Raw genomic sequence first — 21,447 nt, 5'->3', positions numbered from 1 at the left:
ACTCAAACTTATTATCCTTATAATTATTCATTATTTAATAGCAGGCGCAAAAGTGTTTATAAAACAGTATATATCAAAATGACAGTAGGCAAAATGGACGTCTACGTTTTGTATCATTGGGCAGTTTGGCTATTTATTATCAAATCTACAAAACCTGTGCGAGGTTACTTTTTAAAAACGCGGATTATTAGGTTAGCAGGGGATAAACCGGCACGTAAACCTGCCTGTAGGTAAGTGTTTGATTAAGTAGCAACGGTATACGCTTGTGCTAGCGACGCAATTCTAACTCATGTTATGATAGCGCCGGCATTGGTCGACGAGTGCTTAGTTTATCTAAGAGCTTTTATGACGCCTTGTATCGACCGCCCTTATATAGCCAATTCAATATAAAAGTGGTTGGTTTAAAATAGCGCTCTGCTAGAATAAATTTTCCTCGCTTGCTGTGCGCTTCGCACTCCAGAGGCTTCGCAAAATTTATTCCAGCAGTCCTATAATATTTCTAAATGGAATCTACTATATTCATCAGCTGAGACCCACTGTGACTTCGATTAAAGACTCGCAAAGCTATCATTTTTCAGCGCAAGCGCCCAAGCGCGATATCAGTTTGCCGATGGCGGCGGTGATAGCCGTCAGTGTTCATGCGCTGATTATTTTTGGCATTAGTTTTTCGCTGGGGCAAGATCCTGCTGGCATGATGCAGGACGTTGCAAAAGCTTTGACCGAGAATATGCAGCCAAATGAAGACGCGCAGTTTATTGCCAATGCGTCCCAACAAGGCGGCGGCACGGTGCAAGAGCAAATACGCCAAGAAACCGACCAGAGTAGTCCGGTGGCAGCCGAGCAAATGAGCGAGACGCAAGATGTGATTGACCTGCAGCGTCAAGTTCGGCAGCAGCGCTATCAAGAAAGCTATCTGCGTACCACACTCAGCTGGCGTCAAGCGAGCGTCGAGTCTGATAATGACAGTAAGCAAGAGCAAGATGATATGAAGGCGCAAGAAGAGCGTCTGCGTAAGCAAATCGCGACTTTAGAGGCGCAGCTGTCACAGCGGCAACAGTTGTATGCGACCAAATCAAAAGTTGTGACCGTCGATAGCAACTCGACCACCCGCGGCGCCGCTGCTGATTATATCAATACCTTTCGCGAGCACGTCGAGCGCGTTGGTAACTTGCAATATCCTGCGCAAGCACGCGCCCAAGGTATCACCGGTGAGGTACGTTTGATGGTAATTATCAGCAATGATGGCAATATTAAAGCCATTCGTTTGCTTGAGAGCTCAAACTCGACGATACTAGATGAGGCGGCCAAGCAGTCGGTCAGACAAGCGGCGCCCTTTGGTAAATTTACCGAAGATATGAATGATATCGTCGAGCTGCGTCTGATACGTACCTATCGTTACAGTGATAGAGTAGACGTCACCTATTAACTTTGCTTAAATTCAGTGCCCGTCTTTTGCAATTTTTATGCATTTCTTAAAAAAGGTTAAATGATAATAAACATTGAAAAGACAAAATTAATGATAAAACAGTTTGGAAATAAAGAGTCAGTATGGAATTTTTAGGTTTTACCGTCGATCTTGCTACCTTAACAGAAAATGCGATTAGCATCGCGCTTAAAGTCGCTTTTGCCTTATTAATATTTATGATAGGGCGTTGGTTAGCAAAGAAAATCGTTGCTATCAGCAATCGCATTATGCTACGCAGCCATTTAGAGGCGACGGCGGCCAATTTTTTAAGCTGCGTATTATATGGCATATTATTGGTCATCGTGATTTTGGCTGCGCTTAGCAAAGTCGGCGTGCAGACTACTTCGGTCGTTGCTATCTTGGGCGGCGCGGCAGTGGCGATTGGTTTGTCACTGAAAGATCAGCTATCCAACTTTGCCGCTGGTATTATGATTGTGACCTTTCGCCCGTTTGTTCGCGGCGATTATGTACAAATTAGCAGCTATACTGGTACAGTCACCGAGATCACCTTGGTCAATACCCATTTAACGACCATCAATAATCACGATATTATCATTCCAAATGGCGATATCACCACCTCGGCGGTGATTAACTATACGGCGTTACCCAACCGCCGCGTCGATATCACCGTAGGTATTGGCTATGACGCCGATATCAAAACCGCCAAAGATATTATGCTAAATTTGGCAAAAAACAATCCAATGGCCTTTACGGATCCAGCGCCTGTGATACGCGTGACCAATTTGGGCGATAATTCCGTTGATTTAACCTTGAATGTCTGGACCACCAATGATGATTGGTGGGCGATGCAGTGTGATTTATTAGAACAATTCAAAAACGCGCTTGATGATAACAAGATTGACATCCCATTCCCGCAGCGCAGTGTGCATGTCAAAGGCTTAGATCAGATGATTAATCAGATGGATCAAGCGCAAAAAACCATGTTAAAGAAAGGTTAAACAAGGCTAAAAATCTTAGAGATAAGGGTTTGGTAGGCCTAGCCCTGCCAAAATAGCAATCTCAAAGCTTTCCATCTCATCTTGCTCAGCTTGTCCGAGCTCATGGTCAAAGCCCAGTAGGTGCAGTATACCGTGTATCAATAAATGGCTGATATGCTGCGCCACGGTCTTGTTTTGCTCAGTAGCTTCGCGTACCACCACAGCATGACAAATCACCAGCTCGCCAAGTGGTAGCGTTGGCATCAAGCCAATGATTGCCGCTGGCAAGTCGCTTGGGTAGGATAAGATATTGGTGGCATAATCTTTGCCGCGCGCCTCTAAATTTAGCTCCTGACCTTCGAGGGCATCGGTAATGTAGATATCGAGTGCTTTGGTTTTCTCTTGCCATATCTCACTATCGATATCAGCAAAGTAAGGTATCGTCAGACCATGGTTAATACGCTCATCGATATAATCCAATGTCGCCATCATGACTTTTAACAGTTTTTCGCGAGGATAACAGCTCTCAAGTATCTCGTCATCGATACTATCGGCGGCGCTAATATCAAGCACGGCTAAGCTGTCATTATTATTAAGTGCGTCTAAATTCTTATCGTTCTCCTCATGATTGAAATGGCTATTAATATTCTCGTCTAAGTGATTATCAGCGTTATTATGTTCGGCTGGGCTCATGCCATTATCCTTTTTTATATCAATATTAAAAATATTCAACAATAAATATCTAACACTAAAAAACCGGATATTAAATCCGGTTTTTGTCATATATATACGTCGCTTAAAAATAGATTATAACTTAGCGGCGGCATCAGAAATGGCTTGTTTACGCTCTTGCTCTTTCATGCGCTCAAACTTGCGCTTTTCTTGTAAGGCAAGTTGCTCTTCATCAAAAACATCATAAGCTTCAACGATTTTTTGCACCAATTGATGGCGCACGACGTCTTTTGAGTCAAATTTAGTGATATGAATCTCTTCAATACCGCTTAAGATATCCATCGCTTGCGCCAGACCTGATTTATGTCCACGCGGCAAATCGACCTGGGTGATATCACCAGTAATAACCGCCCGCGAGCCAAAACCTAAGCGCGTCAAGAACATCTTCATTTGCTCAGGCGTGGTATTTTGCGCTTCATCTAAGATAACAAACGAATTATTTAGCGTACGACCGCGCATATAAGCAAGGGGGGCTACTTCAATAATTTGCTTTTCAAGCATTTTACCGACTTTATCAAAGCCAAGCATCTCATACAGCGCGTCATATAAAGGACGTAAATACGGGTCAATTTTTTGGGTCAAATCACCGGGTAAAAAGCCCAATTTTTCACCAGCTTCTACCGCTGGGCGCACCAATAAAATACGCTCAATCTCGTTGCGCTCAAGCATATCAACCGCACAAGCAACGGCAAGGTAGGTCTTACCCGTACCAGCAGGCCCAATACCAAACGACACATCAGAGGCTAAAATATCTCTGACATAGCGCTGCTGATTGCCACCGCGCGGAATGATTTTACCTTTACGGGTGCGTAGACTAATCGGCGTAAAGTCAGTGGCGGCTTCCAAATTATCAGCATCTTCCTCGGCAGCCGATTGCTTATCGGCTTCTATATCTTCGTCTCGGGCGATGCTTGATTGAATAATAAGATGCAGCTCTTCGGCGCTGATATCTTTGGTGTTTTGTGCTTCATCAACCATTTTATAAATGATGCGTTCGCCGCGCTCAACGCCCAAAATATCTCCACTTAAACAGAAGTCGCCTTGGCGTTGGCTGATTTTAATATCGAGGCGTTCTTGGATATATTTCATGTGGTTATTGTATTCACCAAGCACGGTTTTCAGCTGTGCTGGGGTCAACGATTCAAAATGTATACGGCGGCTTATGGAATCAGTCAAGCGATTATCCTTGTATTTGGTTGCCCGCTGCATGTTCGTTACTTCAGTGCATTAGTGCTTCTGTGCTTTTATGCATGATAGTCAGGCGGGCTTTAAAAATAAAATAATACATCGTGTTTCAATGCTTTTTCATTGCGTTTATAACGGTTATGTAAATACTAAAAGTAGTGCTAATAAATATGACGGCAAAATTTTGCTAAAAATAGTTGTTGATAAGATGACAGTAATAAGTAAATACCCTGTCTTCATTATGGTAGATAGAATTTAAAATTCAAGCCATTTACAGGCGGGCAGGGCTTTGTTTTTGTATGGTGATTGCAACTGTAGATGATACACCTTAGAGCGAAAACGGCAACAAAACTAAATAGCCACTATGGTTATGGTCAGGAGCACAGAATGATGAATGATTTGTGGTAATCTAGAGCTTAGATAATGGCGGTGTAAAAGCTAAGTTTGTAAAGGTAGAAGAACAAGATATTTTTTAGAAAAATAATATTTTTTGAATGTAAAGTCTTCGCGTCTAAACGCGTGCTAAATGGGAAATAATAGGAATAATAACCATGCAACATACTGAAGTAACTTTATCAATAACCAATCCTGCTAAAGCCAGTCTTGCTAATAAAGCGGCTATGACTGAGCAGCAAGTCCTTATCGCCGGCGGCGGTCATGTCGGCTTGTCGTTTGCGTTGTTGCTTGCTCATCATGGTATCGCTAGCACTCTGCTAGAGAAAAACAGCTATCCAACCATCAGTCCAAATGACGACGCTAAACGCACGCATTATTTAGACAGCCGCAATACTGCGCTGTCACGGCGTACGGTACAGATTTATCAAGAGATTGGGCTATGGTCTGAGCTGCAAAGCCATGCTTGCCGAATTGATGCGGTAAAGATCAGTGAGCAAGGTAGCTTTGGACGTGCACAATTAAATAAATCTGAAGAGCAAGTCGAGTCATTTGGGCAAGTGATGGAAAACGCGTGGCTTGGGCGTAAGTTGTTATTGGCTGCCCAGCAAGAGCCGCTGATTACGCTGATTGATAATGCCAATGTGATAGCCGTTAGCCAACAAAACGACGGCGTGACGTTAAGCTTTAGCTATTACGGTGAAGAAGAGCATGAGCAGCAGTTGCAGGCCAGTGTTTTGGTTGCCTGTGATGGTCGCGACTCTACCGTGCGTCAATTGTTAAATATCGGCACTACGACTTATGACTATAAGCAAACCGCTATCGTTGGGGTGGTAGAAACCGATCAGCCGCATGAGCATATCGCTATTGAGCGTTTTAGTCCGGCAGGGCCACTTGCGGTGTTGCCATTGACTGATCCAGAAGGCGACGGTAATGATGAATATCAAAAAGGCTATAGACGCTCAGTGGTTTGGGTTTGTCCAACGGGCGAAGAGACGCAATATTTAGAAGATGATGCGCATTTCTTGGCAACCTTGCAGCAAGCCTTTGGCACGCGCGCTGGCACGTTTAAAAAAGCCGGTCGCCGCGGCGCTTATCCACTGACGCGGGTACTGGCAGACAAGCAAGTCGATGGTCGCTGCGTCATCATGGGTAACGCGGCTCACACCTTACATCCGGTCGCTGGACAAGGTTTTAACCTCTGTATGCGTGATGCGCATGTACTGGCGCAAATGATGAATCGGCAGGTGCTAAAAGGCGAAGATATCGGCGATCCAACTTTGCTCAAACGCTATGAAAAAGCCCGTCAAACCGATCAAAAACGCGTCATTCGCTTTTGTGATGCCGTCGTGCATGGCTTTACCCATCCAAATCCAGCCGTGAAGCTGGCACGTAACGTGGCTTTGGTAGCCTTTGATAAACTGCCAAATATTAAGCCATTGATTGCCAACTATGCGATGGGCTTAAAATCTTAGTTCAACATACTGGTAAGTTATTAAGCAAATAAAATTTATCATTTCAGCTGCTGCTAAATCCCATCAATATGGCAGATAGCATGAATAACGCGACAAAGGATGTTTTATGAAAAATAACCATACGCTCATTATCGGCGGCGGTATCGTCGGTGCAACCCTTGCGCTAAAACTGGCGCAAGCTGAGGTGCCAGTGACGCTTATTGACGCGCGCCCTAAACGTAGCGAGACAGATTGGCAAAAGGTGCTTGGCAAGCGGGATGCGCGCGTTTATGCACTAAGTCTTGCCAGTATCAACTTACTCAAAGACGTGGGCGCTTGGCAAAAGATAGCGGCATCAGAGCGCAAAGCCGATTATACCCAAATGCAGGTTTGGCAGTTGAATGGTCGCGGCGAGTTACTGTTCGGTGATAGTGATGATGCTAATAATGGTAATGACAGCAGTAACAGCAATCAAAACTCTGAGACAAAAATGCTCGGTAGTATGGTTGAGCCGGCCGTTATCGAATATGCATTATGGCAGCGTTTAACTGCCGCTGATGTCAGTCAATATTTAACCGTTATCGATGGGCACAAGGTTGTCGACATGGACTGGCTTGGTAGCGCGCAAGGTTACCGTTTGACCTTAAATAATGGCAGTGTGATTGACGCGCGTTTATTAGTTGGTGCTGACGGTCGCGGCTCGTTTGTACGCAGGCAGGCGGCCATTGAGCTAGATGTGCTTGATTATAAGCAAACGGCGATTTGCTGCGCCATTCAAACCGACAAGCCGCACCTAGCGACTGCCCGTCAAGCCATGCTACCGACTGGTACATTGGCATTGTTGCCGCTTGCTGATATCACGGATGAAGATAAAACCAATCCACAACACTGGCAGTCGATCGTATGGACACTGCCACGCAATCAAGCATTGGCATTGTTGGAAGAAACGCCGCGCTACATTGCTGATAAATTGGCTGCTGCCAGTAATTATGAGCTGGGTGCTATCCGCGAGATTGAATCCATCGCCAGCTTTCCATTAGCCGCGCAGCAAGCAAAAAGCTATGTCGCCGATAATTTAGTATTAATTGGGGACGCCGCACATGGTGTGCATCCGCTGGCAGGTCAGGGGCTAAATTTGGGAATGCTTGATGTAAAAGTGTTAAGCGAACAACTCAGCCATGATTATGCGCGCAGTGGCAATAAGCTGTGGGGTACGAACCAAACCTTACGAAGCTATGAGCGTCTGCGTCGTCCACATAATAGTTTGATGATGCACAGCTTTTCGGCGCTTAATTGGCTGTTTGCTGGCTCGCTTGCGCAGATGCGTCCGATTCAACAACTTCGTAATGAAGGTATGTATCGCGTCAGCAAAATCAAACCATTGATGCGTCTGTTTGCTAAGCAAGCGAGTGGGGTCTAGCATTTTAAACTTAAGGAAGAGTAAAGTATGAACGTGAAATTATGGACAATAACGCCGATGATGATAGGCGCTTTAGCACTGACAGGTTGTCAAACCGCTGACTTGCCTAAGCAAACAAGCCAAACTATTAAGATGCCAACGGTTGTGATTAATTCGGATAGCGACGGCGATGGCGTTCCTGATAAGTTAGATCAGTGTCCAGCTACACCTTTTAATGTGATAGTAGATGACAGAGGCTGCCCTTTTACGATGCCTGGGGTAGGTCTAAAAATGGAATATCGCGCTTTTTTTGATAAAGATAGCAGTGAGCTGTTGCCAAAGTATCAAGCCGAGCTTGATAAGGTAGGTATGAGGTTACAAGAGTATAAAACCGCCACCATATTGATTGAAGGTCATAATTCAAGAACTGAAGTCGATAGCGCCTCTATAAACGAAGCGAATGCCTTGGCGCAAGACAGAGCGAATAAGGTTAAAAATTATTTAATATCGAAATATAACATTGCCTCTGAGCGCATCACGGCGACTGAGTATGGCGCAAGAAGACCAATTGCGCCTTCTGATAGTGAAGAGGGTAATATGTTGAACCGGCGCGTATATGCGATTGCGTCTGAACCTCAGGAATAAAAAACAACTTTATTACTGAAACGATTTGAGGTAACTCATAAAGTCTAATTGAATAAGGACTCCAATTCGATATGAACAAAAAATTCTATCTAGCCAGCACCGTTTTTTGTAGTTCTTTGGCGTTATCAGCGTGTCAAACCACTGTAACTGCGCCGTCTAAAGAGTTACCTCAAAATGAAAACATCAGGACGATGCAAGCAGAGATTGATTCAGACGGCGATGGAGTGCTTGATGCTATAGACGAATGCCCTGAAACGCCACCTAACGTAGTGGTCGATGCGAAAGGCTGTCCAGTAGAGGTTTATACAGGTTCGCTAGAAATGCAGTTGCAAGGATTTTTTGAACCGATGAGCAGTCAATTATCTGACGAATATGATCAAGCATTTGCAATAATTGAAGAAAACCTTCATGAGCAACCAGATGCCAAGGTTTTTATTTTTGGTCATGTAGCATCAAACGAGCTTGCGATAACGCCTAATAAAAATAATTTATCGCGTAACCGTGCCATTAATATCAGGAATAGGTTAGTAGAAAAGCATCACATTACCTCTGATCGTATCTCCACTTATGATTGCTCAGATAGATATCCGTTTATAGCTACAGACTTTAGCGAAAGTGATCTTGCAGGTATAGAGTCGAAAGATAGAAGGGTAACTGTCAAAGTAAGTACGCAAGTCAACGACCTAGCCAATATAGAAAACCCAAGTGATTGGAAAAACTATGAACCATATCTAAAGCGCTGCGAGATATTTAAATCTGAATAATAACGTCAAAAAAAACGGTTGATTTTTAAAAAGCCGAAAACAGCACCATCAACACTGGCGAGACAATATTAATAATAAAGCCAAAACTAATCGCCAGTGGCACAACTTTTAGCCCGCCTGATTGTTGAATAATCGGTAAGGTAAAGTCTAAACTGGTCGCGCCGCCAAGACCGACCGCTGCTGATGGATATTTGCGCATAAAGACGGGAATAAATAATAGCGCAAAGAACTCACGTACCAAGTCATTAAATAGCGCCACACTGCCCCAAACCGCGCCATAGGCATCGGTCATGATGATTGCTGATAGTGAATACCAACCAAACCCAGATGCCAGTGCCAAGCCTTTCGTCCATGACACATCGCTAAACATCAGCGCAAAGATAAGCCCGCCAACCAATACCGATAGCGTAAAGATAACGCTCATCTCAACGCCGCGTTTGTTGAGTAATACTTCTTTTAAGGTAATGCCCGAGCCCTTTAAGCCAATACCAACCAGTAAGATTAATATCATCAACATGGCGGTCATGGTGTTTTCGGGTGGCATATAGTCGGCTGGCAAAAAATAGCCAATCACCATACCAATCGCCACGCAAAATACTTGTGCCAAGCTGCCGCGAATACTGACACGGTGCTCTTTAGATTTGACGCTAGGTTTTTTGGCATGCCATGGACGCAGACGGTCAAACAGCATCAAGGCAAATAAGCCGGTGCCAATCGTTAGTATCGACAAGATAGTGACATAAAGCGCAATTTCGCCTATTTGGCTACCAAGCCCTTCCACTTGCGCCAGCTCAATACCAATCAACCCTAAAATGATAAAGACCAAATAAGACAAGCCTTTATCGGCAAGCTTAGTCATGGTTGGGTTTGAGGGAATGGCAAAGCCAATAAACATTGGCATTAATACCAAAACAAGGGTAATTAGGCTTTGCATGTCGGCAGACTCGTCATTTTTAAACAAGGCGTTTTTGGGAGGGCATTTCTCAGAAGCTGGGGATTGTATCATATTAGCTCGTAAATACGGCTATCAGCACATCATATTCATCGCAAAATATGACGGTTGTTTGAGTAGTAAATGACCTCTAAGTGGCTGGTTATTCTTTACCTGACAAACTTTTGTTGCTACATTGAAGGCATCAAACGTTTTGGCACGTATTATGTCGCTATATCAACTCAAGTCTCAATTCCAAGATCAATTGCGTCCTATAAGCGATACTCTAGCTGGGCAAGGTGTTACCGCCAACCAAGTGACGGTTTCAGCAGTATTGTTGAGTGTGGGAACGGCCTATGTGATAGCTAAGCCCGCAGCCAGAAATCAAGCGCTATGGCTGTTAATGCCGTCATCATTGTTTGTGCGTATGGCGCTCAATGCTATTGATGGTATGATGGCGCGTGAGCACGGGCAGGCATCCAAACTTGGTGCAGTGCTTAATGAATTGGGCGATATTGTTGCCGATACAGCATTATTGGCCAGTCTGTTGCCGCATATTGATAATCAAGAAACGCCCGTTGGACTGATAAATATCGCAGAAAACCTATCTCACAGTCAGCGCCATATTGTCGGTTTGATTGGTTTTAGTATTGGTACCGAGCTACTGGGCATAGCCAGTAATACAGCGCTAGGTACTCGAGCCAACCATGGGCCATTAGGCAAAAGTGACCGTGCTTTTTTGCTGGGTGTGCTTGGCACCTTGGTTGGTGTCAAAGTACCGTTATCGCTATCATCTATAAGAATAGGGCAACTATGCATACTGACAGAAGCAATGCTCTTAAAGACTTGCCTCAATCGCTTGCGTTATATGGCGAATTTATACGTAATGCGTAAACCACCAGTGCCGAAATCAACACTGAATGCCTTAAGTGATTGCAATCATTCAAACATTTCCAACCATGTTGAATTTTCTCCTAGCGTCATTGATAGTTTCATCGCTCATAATGCTTTACCTCATTCTTCTACTAATGCTTCTCTTTTGGAATCCAATATTATGTCAGCGACCTCTAATAATGCAGAAAATAAAATAAATCTGCTTAACGATAGTAACCATAAAGACCCAACCCAAAAGACGTCATCAAAGCAGTTCTCACCCAAAACTATTCATGGTGAAAGCAGTTATAACGCTTATGATGGCACGGCAATATATTATCGTTACTGGCTGACGATGCCTTTAGAGGCTATAAAACAAGCCAGTCAGCAACACACACAACAGCGCCAAGTCATTCTGCTACATCGTGGTCATGAGCATTCAGGACGATTGGAAGAGTTAGGACAGCAGTTTGCTGCGGCTGGCTATCAGGTATTTGCTTGGGATGCACGCGGTAATGGGCGCTCAGGCGGTATCAAAGATCATGCCGAGAGCGTCACTGAGCTAGAGCGCGATTTAAACGACTTTGTGCAATTGGTCGTTGAACAAACTGGCATTGCCATTGACGATACTTTACTCATCGCCAGTAGTATCGGTGCGGTACTCGCGGCAGCATGGGTACATGATTACGCGCCCAATATCCGCGGGATGATTTTAGGTACACCTGCATTGAAGATTCGTTTGTATCTACCCTTCGCCATACCGTCGTTAAAGGTGGCACGCGCACTTGGTTTGATGTCACGCGTGAGTAGCTACGTCAAAGCGCAAGTGCTGACCCATGATAAAGACGCGCAGCAAGCTTACAATGCCGACCCGCTTATCTCAAATAGTATCTCGACTGACTTGCTCATTGATACTCATGCGACGGGTCAACGCTTGCTCGATGATGCTGGTGCTATCACCGTACCGACATTTGTATTGTGCGCAGGCAAGGATTATGTGGTCGATAAGCAGGCCGAACGTGATTTTTATGACGCGATTAATACGACTAGTAAGCGTTGGCAATTATATCCAGACAGCTATCATGCGATCTTTCATGAAACCAATAAAGCAGACGTCTTCGCTGATTGTATCGAGTTCGCTGAGCAGGTATTCAGTACGGACGTTAAAGCATCGGATTTGAGCGCCGCTCATCTAAACAGTGCCAGTAAGGATAAGGTTGATCGCTTAGCGATTAAACCTTTTAACCCAAGCTTTGCCATTACCCGATTTGCCATGCAAAAATTTGGTCATGTCAGCGATGCCATTGCCACAGGGCTTGCGCATGGCTTTGATTCGGGTCATTCGCTCGATCATGTCTATTACAATCAGCCGAGTGGTCAGAATAAATTTGGTCAGGCAGTCGATAAATTTTACTTAAGCAATATTGGTTGGCAAGGTATTCGTATCCGCCGTGAGCATATATTAGAGCTAGCACGTCAAGCTTTAGCAGATATTAAAGATAAGAACCAAAGTAGCGCTAAGTCATACCAACCAAGATTGCTAGATATTGCTAGTGGGCATGGTTTTTATGCGTTTGATTTGTTGACAGAGTTTACAGACTTGCATGCTGAGCTACGTGATTATGAGCAGCATAATATTCAAGCGTTACAGTCGAAAGCGCAGCAGCTAGAAATTGCTGATCGCGTGATTGCCTGTCAAAAAGATGCTTTTAACCCTGCCAGTTATGTTAATGAGCAGAAAGAGACTGGCAGTGCCGATGAAACAAAATTCGATATCGCCATTGCCTCTGGTGTTTTTGAATTGTTTTCTGACAATACGCTACCAACGACGGCTTTGGCAGGCATTTACGATAGTTTAAACTCTGGTGGTTATTTACTTTATACCAATCAGCCTTGGCATCCTGAACAAGAATTTATCAGTAAAACCTTAAACAATCATCGTGGCAGCAGTTGGGTGATGCGTTGTCGTTCACAAGCAGAGATGGATCAGTTGGTTGAGAATGCTGGCTTTCAAAAAATAGCGATGCGTATCGATCGCTTTGGTATTTTTACCGTGTCACTAGCGATTAAAGTCGCCTCAACCAATCATGAATAATACGCATGCCAAACCCTATGAGCGTGTACAGCTTTTTTCAGGGGGCGGTTCCCGTTTTGGCTATTATTTAGGTAGCTATGCAGCATTGGTGGCTCATGATTTGACGCCGGATATGATTGTTGGCACCTGCGGTGGTAGTCTATCGGCTTATTTGGTTAATTTAGCGCCCGATCCCAAGGATTTGCAGGAGCTCATGTGCAGCCGTGAGTTGTATCGTGTCATTACTGCCATCAGACATGTCGCGCCAGACGAAGCAAGTAAGCGATTAAAAATACGTTACATGACTGAGGCTTTCAAGCGCTGGCGACTCACAAAGCAAAAAGCTAACGGACAAAGACAGCCGCAAGCAGATAACTATGAGCGGATTTTGGATGAATTGCAGCAGCTAGCGATGTTTCGAGTCGATAATGAGGAACGATGGCTTGACGAGTTGTCTGGTTTTTCTCTCAAGCACAATAATAATTTGTGTAATCCTACCGCGCCAGAGATAGCCATTATCGCTAGCCGCCTGTATCCAACAGCTAATCAAGGGACTACTGCTAGTAATTCTGTTCACAATGATTTTAGGCTACAAGAATTATTATTTGCCCCGCCGCGATTGGCAGTATTAGATCTCATTGCAGAAAAACTGAATTCACCGGCTCATACATTTGCTAATGGACGTATAACTCAGTCTGTCAGAACGCTGACCAAATGGGATTTTGCCCCTGCGATTCGTGCTTCTATGGCAGATATGTATTACCTACCACCGACGCATATCGCAGCCCTTGGTTGGTGTTTAGGCGGAGTGATTAATCTCACACCCATTGAGCTGGCGTGTCAATTGGGTCATAGCGTATTTGCAGAAACCAAGGCGGGTTATGATTCATGGCTTGCCGCACCAGCCATTCAACGTGTTTTTGGTTTTGACCCCAACGAGCGTTTAGCACAGGTGCAGGGTTTTGATTCAACAGAAACGCTGCCACGCGCTGATTCTGTTGAAATCAGTCCTCGAGTGAATCAACTACATTGGTTACCTTTTGCAGATAATGCTCAGCAGTTGGCAAGGCAGCATGTACAAAAGCGTTTTAACATCAGACAAATGACCGTTGAGCTGATTCACAGTGACTATGATGGCTTTGTGCAGCAAATGCAGGCGCAATGGCAGTATGGCTATCAGCGTACCACTGACTATATACAACAGCACGGGCTATGAGTTCGCAAATGAAAGACCTTACACAATCTACTTCAGCTCATAAGTCATCGCATATCATCGTTTTCGGCGGTACGAGTGGACTTGGTTTGGCACTGGCGCTGCATCATCAGGCGCTTGGCTGGCAAGTGAGCGTGGTTGGTCATAGTATGGAGAAGATAGATAATACCAATAGTCAGCATCCTAACATTATTACTTATTGCTGTGATTTGACTGATAACGTGCAAACACAAAGTTTGTTAGAGAGCTTGTCAAATATCAGTTTTCAAAGAGTGATTTATAGTGCGGGTAGTTATACCAATGAGCGTGTTCACCATCTGAGTCAAGCGGACAGCGATCAAATGCTAGCAATTAATCTGCAAGCGTTTGAGCAGGTTTTTAGATGGGCAAGTGAGCAATTAAGGCGGCAAAGCTGTGCGTTGGATTTCAACGAAAACAGCAGCCTAAGCCTAATTTGTATTGCTTCTATCGCCGGTACAATGGATTATCCTTACGCCAGTCTTTATGCCAAAAGCAAACGCGCGATGATTGCCAATGCTAGCGCCTATCGTGCAGCACTTGCGCCTTATGATATCCAAGTAAACTGCATCGCCTCAGGCTATATCGATACCCAAGCATTACGTGATTTAAATAATAGTGATGCTAGCCATAAGCCATTCATAATAAAAACACAAACGGCGGTTGAGAAGATTATGCAGGCAATTGATAAAGATATTGAGCTGGCCATATTTCCACGCTCTATGGGCTATATCATTCGGGCGCTAAACCATTTACCTAAGCCTTTGCTTAACTGGATATTGCGTAGTAAATTGGATAAAACCACTTGATAACAGCTTAGCCAAGCAGCCAATAAAACAAGGTAAATAATGGCACACCAATCAGCAGACTATCTATTCTATCCAATACGCCGCCATGTCCAGCGAGCATAGTACCCGTGTCTTTTACTCCGTGCTGACGTTTAAAGGCGGATTCTAATAAATCTCCAGCGATACCACTTACCGCTAAACCATAGGCGGCCAATAAGCAAATCCACCAGCTAAAAGAAGTGAGCCAGATGCCTAATAGTGTGGCCAATATCGCTGCTAATACACTGCCAAAGAGAGCACCTTCGATACTTTTATTCGGGCTGATGGTTGGAGCAAGACCGCGCTTAAAGATTTTGTGACCAAGCAATCGTCCGCATAAATACTGGGCAATATCATTAAATTGGCTGGCGAATAATACAAAAAACAAAATGCCATATTGTTCGCGCTGCCACGTTAATTGCTGTAAGGCAATCAAGCTGATAATCAATGCGATAAAGACAGAACTAAACAGCAAGTCTAGGAATTTTAAACGTGTATAGGCTCGCTTAGAATCACAAGGGGTTTTGATAAAAGGCTGAGTATTTGGTTGCAAGCCACGCGCTTGAAGTTTACTAATAAGCCTAGCTTTACTAGGTAGGTGCCATAATCGTTTAATCTCGTAGCCGCCACGCACACCAATTAACAAGAAAAAAGCGATCAGCAACCACTGATAGGGGTATGTGCGAGAGTGTAGGTGTTGACTATTATCAGTTATCTTAGCGATAACATAACAAGCGCAAAGCGCTGCTAACATGAGCCACCATGAGCGTGCTATCAAGTAGATTTTCGGTAAGCGCTGACGCAAGCTAGGTAGGGCAAGCATAGCCCAAACCGAACTCACGACTATCATTAGAACCATCACAAACCGTAAGTCAGAAGCCATGTTTTTAGCACTTTGAGGTCGATAGAGAACGGTAACCCACCGTTTTTTTTATGGCTGAAGTGGCAACGCTTAATTGCTGTTAGGCGTTAGCAACTGTATATACCGATTCAGCCTCTGTATCATCGATTATAGGCTGAACCAACCAATCGATACCACCCTCTTTCAACTTTGATAATGGTTCAATCACACTGGTCCGAGGTGTGCTCGTTAAGTTGGGATAGTCTTTTCGGTAATGGCCACCGCGGCTCTCAAGTCGTTGATAAGCGGACTCGATAACTAAGGTCGCTAATTGCAACTGTCTGGCTAACTGAAAGTAGGGCAGCTCATTTAGAATAGTAGGGTTATCTTTATTATCGATATCTAACTGATTAGAGTCATAGCCGTTAAGCTGCTGTTGCCATTGCTGTATTTGCAAAAGTGCTTGTTCTAATTGTTTAGCATCCCGGGTAATGCCCATATGAGACGTCATCAAAGCTTTTAATCCTGCGGTTATTCCAGTGATATCAGCATTTATATTGACGTGGATGTTGTGATTGTCATTTTTATTACAGTTACTTTCATATTCAACAGACGATGGCAAAGTAATGCGCTGACTATTTTTAAGCGTTGGCGCTGTCCACGTATCATAGATTGATTCATTTAAATCAGAATCAGGTAAAGTTGTTTCTAGCGTTCCTATTGCTGCTAAATAACGCGGTAAATCAGCAGCGATATTGCGCCCAACCACCACACATTCCAACAATGAGTTACTTGCTAAGCGGTTTGCTCCATGCAGACCTGTATAAGCGACTTCACCCGCCGCATAAAGTCCTACCACATCGGTTACGCCATTGGCATCTGTGACCACACCACCACAACTATAATGAGCGGTCGGCGCAACGGGGATAGTGTGTTTTGTAATATCAATACCGAGTTCGAATAGGGTTTTATAAATCTGCGGAAAATGCTCGCGCAAAAACTCCGCTGGCAAGTGACTGACATCAAGATTGACGTAGCCTAGACCGTTATCGTTGATTTGCTCAGCGATGGAACGCGCAACAATATCTCTTGGAGCTAGTTCTGCGCGCGCATCAATATCAAGCATAAAACGCTTACCAGTTTGCGGGCAATATAATCGTCCACCTTCGCCGCGTAGTGCTTCAGATATCAAAAAGCTACTATCGCCAAATGCCAAACCAGTTGGATGAAATTGGATAAACTCTAGATTTGCCAAACGGCAACCCGCTTGCCATGCCATCATAACACCATCGCCGACACAGACGTTCGGCGCGCTGGCACGCTTAAATAATTGCCCCAAGCCACCACTGGCTAAGACAACCGCGCGACTATAAAAGGTAAGTTTACGTTGATGTATATGATCAAAAACAAGCGCACCTTGGCACTGATTATTTGGATTGGCGCTATTTTTTAACAGGCTTAGTGCTTCATGATAGGGCAAGATAGTAATATTGGACGCAGCTTGCGCTTTTACAATCAAGGCTTCCATAATATGCCGACCAGTTGCATCATCGGCGTGGGCGACCCGCCGACAGCCATGACCGCCTTCTTTGGTTAAATGCAAATTACTGGTCTGTAATGTCGCTATAGAGTTTGCATTATCATGCTGCTGTCTTTCCTGCTTAGGAATCAAGGTAAAGGGCACGCCCTGCTCACATAGCCATTGTACGGCTTGCTGTCCCGCGCTTAAAATGCTGCTGGTATTGTCAGCTTCGCATAAGCCTGCGCCTGCAATGAGCGTATCAGCGATATGGTCAGCGACACGGTCATTCTTATCTAGACTGGCTGCAATTCCGCCTTGCGCATAATGGCTTGAGCAAACCTCCATTGCTGCTTTGCTTAATATAGTGATATTCAGCAATTTTGGCAAGGCAAGAGCAGTACTTAAACCGGCAAGTCCAGCGCCAATGATAAGTACATCTGTCTGGATAGTATCCGTAGAATTATGAGTATTCACCTTATCCGCTAACCATGCCTCGCTCATATTAGGCCGCTCCTACATTGGCAAACAATTCGCGGTCTTTGACGATATCACCGCTCGCAGTCACACGTTGTTTTTGCGCTTCGGCAAAATCAAGCATGCGTTGTAAAGGTTTTCTAGCTGCTGCTGCCAGCTCAGGCGTCATCAGGACTTCACCGCTACGATTGCTCAAGCACTGTTCAATACCTTGTAGACCATTCATTGCCATCCATGGACAAAAAGCACAACTCTTACAACTGGCGCTTTCACCAGCTGTTGGCGCAGCTAAAAAGCGCTTATGTGGCGAGCGCTTTTGCATCTCATGCAAGATGCCTAAGTCGGTGGCGACGATAAAGGTCTCAGCATCCATCTCATACGTTGATTGCAACAGCTTACTCGTCGAGCCGACCACATCAGCCAGTGCCACGACGCTATCAGGCGATTCAGGATGCACCAATACTTTGGCGTTTGGGTGCTCTTCTTTTAATTGCAGCAGCTCAGTGGCTTTAAACTCGTTATGTACGAGGCACGAACCTTGCCAGAGCAGCATATCCGCGCCAGTCTCTTGTGCGATATATTTACCCAAATGGCGGTCAGGACCCCAAATGATTTTTTCACCATTATTATGCAAATGGCGGATGATATCGATGCCAACCGATGACGTAACTACCCAATCGGCGCGCGCTTTCACAGCAGCGCTGGTATTGGCATAAACTACCACCGTACGCTCAGGATGGGCATCACAAAAGGCAGAGAACTCATCAGTAGGGCAGCCCAAATCTAGCGAACACTCCGCTTCCAAGTCTGGCATCAATACTGTCTTCTCCATACTTAATATCTTTGCCGACTCACCCATAAAGCGGACGCCAGCGACGACCAATGTCTGCGCACTATGCGCTTGCCCAAAGCGCGCCATCTCAAGCGAATCACCCACACAGCCCCCGGTTGCCAAGGCCAAATCTTGGATAAAAGGATCAACGTAGTAATGGGCAACCAATACTGCATTATGCTCTTTTAATAGCTGCTTAATGTTCTCTTCAACCACAAGTCGTTCTGCACGTGGCAAATCCGCTGGGATTTTAGCTTTGGCGTATTCGATATTCATCTGAGTCGCAATGCGATTATCAGTGCTCATGATGGGCGCGTCGTATGGATAAGTTTTCATAAGTGCAAACCTTTGCTGCGATAACGGCAAACCTAATAGCCGCTAAAAGTGAGTCAATTAAATGTGGCCAAATAACAAGTTTTAATAATTATGCTCATTTTGAGCATAATTACAAGTATTTTTTATAATCTGCTTCTAAAATGATACGTAATTCGTCAAAACTTACTTTCCTGGCTGTCTTTTTTATTGCTTCCGATATCGTCTATTTACAACGGCAGGCTATGATAGTTTTCGATTCACGCTATACTAAGCGTGGTTAGAAACACTTCATTTTTAAAACGCTCATTTTACGTTTAAACATAAAGGAAACCTTTAAAGCCATGACGTTGTCTTATTCGCATTCGCATCAACAAGGTAGCGGCACCACAGAAGTGGTCGCCGTGCTGGTAGCGATTACTGAGCACACCGCGCGCGTTTTAACGGTTGATCAAGGCAAGCTCTTGCCTAATGGGCCATTAATGCCATTACATCGCTCCTTGCAAGCGGGCGTACGTCAATGGGTGGAGGAGCAAACGCAGCAGCCGCTTGGTTATTTAGAGCAGCTTTATACTTTCGTAGATACCAATCGCCGCAACGTCGATGGTCATGCGTTGGTGTATGTCAGCTACCTAGGATTGGTGCAAGAAGCGCAAATGCAAGAGCTGCCAAGCCAAGCATTATGGCGCGATTGGTACGATTATTTCCCGTGGGAAAATCACTTGGACGGTATGCCAAGTATGATTATGAATCATATTGTGCCGGCGTTATTAAGCTGGGCAGACAGCGCAGCGGAAACAGTCGTGCGGCAGCGCCGCCGTCAGCGTATTGGTTTATGCTGGGGAATCAGTGAGAAAATCTTAGTCGTTGATAATCTCAAAGATACGGACAAGGCATTAAATGTTGATAAGGCTTATGAGAATAGAGAATGGGTGGCTGAGCATGTGTTGCTGCGTTATGAGATGCTTTATGAAGCAGGGTTAATCCCTGAAGCGCCGACTTATCCGCCAAGTTACCAAGTGAAGTTGCCTACAAATTGGTCGCAGTTAATAGGCGTACCGATGTATTACGACCATCGCCGCGTGATTGCCACCGCTATCTCAAGACTGCGTGCCAAGATTGAATATCGACCGCTTATCTTTGGTTTGATGCCGGACGTGTTTACCTTGTCGCAGCTGCAACAAAGCGTTGAAGCGTTATCAGGCGTGCCTTTACATAAGCAAAACTTCCGTCGTTTGCTAGATTCACAAAAACTTGTCATGGAGACAGGGCAGAGTAGTAGCGCTCAGCGCGGTCGACCTGCCAAGCTTTATCGCTTCCGCCATGATATTGAGTTACAAAGTTTACTCATGGATAGTAAATTGCCTAAACGTAAATAGCATCAACTGCATAAGCCTTCCTATACTGACATTAAATACTCATATCAAAGCGAAATCATATTGGTTCATTTTATTAATTTGCACCCTTTTCTTGCGAGGCTTTGCACTTTGCGCTATATTTATGCTCATTTTGAGTTTAATTAAAGATGTTTTATTAAGTGTATCTAACGCATATAAATATCAGGCAAAATAAGGGTCAAATATGACAGTTAAACAAGAGCCAGCATTGGCTGAAGTATTGCTTAAACCTTTGGTGGAAGCGGCGTTAACGGAAGATTTAGGTAGGCGCGGTGATGTGACATCACAAGCGACTATTCCAGCAGATATGCAAGCGCAACTACAGATTAAGGCGCGGCAAGCGGGCGTGATATGTGGGATGGATTTGGCGCGTTTGTCTTTTGCTTTGATTGACGAGCAAATCGAGTTTATTGCCAAGGTCAATGACGGTGCGACGGTCGAAGCGGGTACGGTACTGGCAACAGTCCGAGGTAACGCGCGAAATTTACTAACCGCAGAGCGTACCGCGCTTAACTTTATGACCCATCTAAGTGGCATTGCGACAGATACCAAAAAAATTGTCGATAGCGTCGCAGAATACCCAACGCAAATTACCTGTACGCGTAAAACCATTCCTGGTTTGCGTATTGTGCAAAAATACGCGGTGCGCTGCGGCGGCGGGCGCAATCATCGCTTGGGATTGGATGATGCAATTTTAATCAAAGACAACCATATTGCTATCGCCGGTGACATCAAAACCGCTATTCAGCAAGCGCAAGATTTTGCTGGGCATCTCATTCCGATAGAAGTCGAAGTCGATACCTTGGATCAATTAGAGCAAGCGCTAGATGCTGGCGTGAGTTTGGTGCTTTTAGATAATATGGCACCTGAAACGTTATCGAAAGCCGTCACCATGTGTAAAGGTCGCGCCAAAACTGAGGCATCAGGCGGTATTACCCCTGAAACCGTGCAAGCGGTAGCAGAGACAGGCGTTGATTTTATCGCGATGGGTTATTTAACCCACAGTACGACAGCATTAGATATTGGCCTCGATTTTAGCGCTTAAGATTAACGGTCGGTCTACATCGATGCTAAAGCTTTTGATTAATTTTATGGCATAAATCTCGGTTAGATAAGTTATTAAAAGGGTTGCAAACAGTTAAATAAAACATATACAAA

17 protein-coding genes are annotated in these 21,447 nt (G+C 44.6%); 11 read left to right on the top strand and 6 right to left on the bottom strand.

Annotated elements, in window-relative coordinates; genetic code table 11:
• Nucleotides 1–538: 538 nt before the first annotated feature.
• Nucleotides 539–1,426, top strand: coding sequence for an energy transducer TonB (locus tag IQ457_RS08690; RefSeq protein WP_223808549.1), 888 nt, complete (start codon nt 539–541; stop codon nt 1,424–1,426).
• A 122-nt stretch (nt 1,427–1,548) separates the two neighbouring features.
• A complete protein-coding gene (locus tag IQ457_RS08685; RefSeq protein ID WP_200662851.1) occupies nt 1,549–2,424 on the top strand; it encodes a mechanosensitive ion channel family protein in 876 nt (291 codons plus the stop codon).
• A gap of 15 nt (nt 2,425–2,439) precedes the next feature.
• On the opposite strand, the gene ybeY is transcribed toward IQ457_RS08685, so the two are convergent.
• Together ybeY and IQ457_RS08675 are read right to left on the bottom strand one after the other, a co-directional pair.
• Nucleotides 2,440–3,096, bottom strand: a complete 657-nt coding sequence (gene ybeY, locus IQ457_RS08680) for an rRNA maturation RNase YbeY (protein ID WP_200662850.1) — start codon at nt 3,094–3,096, stop codon at nt 2,440–2,442.
• A 114-nt stretch (nt 3,097–3,210) separates the two neighbouring features.
• Nucleotides 3,211–4,311 (bottom strand): PhoH family protein, encoded by a 1,101-nt coding sequence (locus IQ457_RS08675; RefSeq protein WP_193031816.1) that lies wholly within the window; start codon nt 4,309–4,311, stop codon nt 3,211–3,213.
• A 629-nt stretch (nt 4,312–4,940) separates the two neighbouring features.
• Between IQ457_RS08675 and IQ457_RS08670 the strand changes: the two genes are divergently transcribed.
• From IQ457_RS08670 to IQ457_RS08655, 4 genes are all read left to right on the top strand, one after another.
• Nucleotides 4,941–6,188, top strand: a complete 1,248-nt coding sequence (locus tag IQ457_RS08670; protein ID WP_200662867.1) for an FAD-dependent monooxygenase — start codon at nt 4,941–4,943, stop codon at nt 6,186–6,188.
• A gap of 106 nt (nt 6,189–6,294) precedes the next feature.
• On the top strand, nt 6,295–7,587 hold the full coding sequence (locus IQ457_RS08665; RefSeq protein WP_200662849.1) for an FAD-dependent monooxygenase: 1,293 nt from the start codon (nt 6,295–6,297) through the stop codon (nt 7,585–7,587).
• 27 nt (nt 7,588–7,614) lie between these two features.
• Nucleotides 7,615–8,211 carry an OmpA family protein gene (locus IQ457_RS08660; protein ID WP_200662848.1) on the top strand — a complete coding sequence of 199 codons (597 nt, stop codon included), beginning with the start codon at nt 7,615–7,617 and terminating at the stop codon, nt 8,209–8,211.
• A 71-nt stretch (nt 8,212–8,282) separates the two neighbouring features.
• Nucleotides 8,283–8,975: an OmpA family protein gene (locus tag IQ457_RS08655; RefSeq protein WP_200662847.1), complete on the top strand. Its 693-nt coding sequence runs from the start codon at nt 8,283–8,285 to the stop codon at nt 8,973–8,975.
• A gap of 25 nt (nt 8,976–9,000) precedes the next feature.
• On the opposite strand, the gene IQ457_RS08650 is transcribed toward IQ457_RS08655, so the two are convergent.
• A complete protein-coding gene (locus tag IQ457_RS08650) occupies nt 9,001–9,909 on the bottom strand; it encodes a lysine exporter LysO family protein (RefSeq protein ID WP_200662866.1) in 909 nt (302 codons plus the stop codon).
• 223 nt (nt 9,910–10,132) lie between these two features.
• Between IQ457_RS08650 and IQ457_RS08645 the strand changes: the two genes are divergently transcribed.
• From IQ457_RS08645 to IQ457_RS08635, 3 genes are read left to right on the top strand one after another with little or no spacing between them, the layout of a single operon-like run.
• Nucleotides 10,133–12,874, top strand: coding sequence for an alpha/beta fold hydrolase (locus IQ457_RS08645; protein WP_200662846.1), 2,742 nt, complete (start codon nt 10,133–10,135; stop codon nt 12,872–12,874).
• On the top strand, nt 12,867–14,069 hold the full coding sequence (locus IQ457_RS08640; RefSeq protein ID WP_200662845.1) for a patatin-like phospholipase family protein: 1,203 nt from the start codon (nt 12,867–12,869) through the stop codon (nt 14,067–14,069). The genes IQ457_RS08645 and IQ457_RS08640 overlap by 8 nt, the downstream gene beginning before the upstream one ends.
• A gap of 8 nt (nt 14,070–14,077) precedes the next feature.
• Entirely contained in the window at nt 14,078–14,893 is an 816-nt protein-coding gene (locus IQ457_RS08635; protein ID WP_200662844.1) for an SDR family NAD(P)-dependent oxidoreductase, read from the top strand.
• A 7-nt stretch (nt 14,894–14,900) separates the two neighbouring features.
• Here IQ457_RS08635 and IQ457_RS08630 read toward each other — a convergent pair whose 3' ends face one another.
• From IQ457_RS08630 to nadA, 3 genes are all read right to left on the bottom strand, one after another.
• Nucleotides 14,901–15,794, bottom strand: a complete 894-nt coding sequence (locus IQ457_RS08630) for a phosphatidate cytidylyltransferase (RefSeq protein WP_068404146.1) — start codon at nt 15,792–15,794, stop codon at nt 14,901–14,903.
• 79 nt (nt 15,795–15,873) lie between these two features.
• On the bottom strand, nt 15,874–17,775 hold the full coding sequence (gene nadB / locus IQ457_RS08625; RefSeq protein WP_200662843.1) for an L-aspartate oxidase: 1,902 nt from the start codon (nt 17,773–17,775) through the stop codon (nt 15,874–15,876).
• A 1-nt stretch (nt 17,776) separates the two neighbouring features.
• Nucleotides 17,777–18,916, bottom strand: coding sequence for a quinolinate synthase NadA (nadA, locus tag IQ457_RS08620; RefSeq protein WP_200662842.1), 1,140 nt, complete (start codon nt 18,914–18,916; stop codon nt 17,777–17,779).
• Between the two features lie 320 nt (nt 18,917–19,236).
• Here nadA and IQ457_RS08615 point away from each other — a divergent pair, with 320 nt between their 5' ends.
• Together IQ457_RS08615 and nadC are read left to right on the top strand one after the other, a co-directional pair.
• Nucleotides 19,237–20,271, top strand: coding sequence for an NUDIX hydrolase (locus IQ457_RS08615; protein WP_200662841.1), 1,035 nt, complete (start codon nt 19,237–19,239; stop codon nt 20,269–20,271).
• 202 nt (nt 20,272–20,473) lie between these two features.
• A complete protein-coding gene (gene nadC / locus IQ457_RS08610) occupies nt 20,474–21,334 on the top strand; it encodes a carboxylating nicotinate-nucleotide diphosphorylase (RefSeq protein ID WP_200662840.1) in 861 nt (286 codons plus the stop codon).
• The last annotated feature ends 113 nt before the right edge of the window (nt 21,335–21,447 follow it).

The sequence above is a fragment of the Psychrobacter sp. M9-54-1 genome (assembly GCF_016613355.1).
Classification (GTDB): Bacteria; Pseudomonadota; Gammaproteobacteria; order Pseudomonadales; family Moraxellaceae; genus Psychrobacter; species Psychrobacter faecalis.
This window is presented reverse-complemented; position numbering and strand designations above follow the sequence as displayed.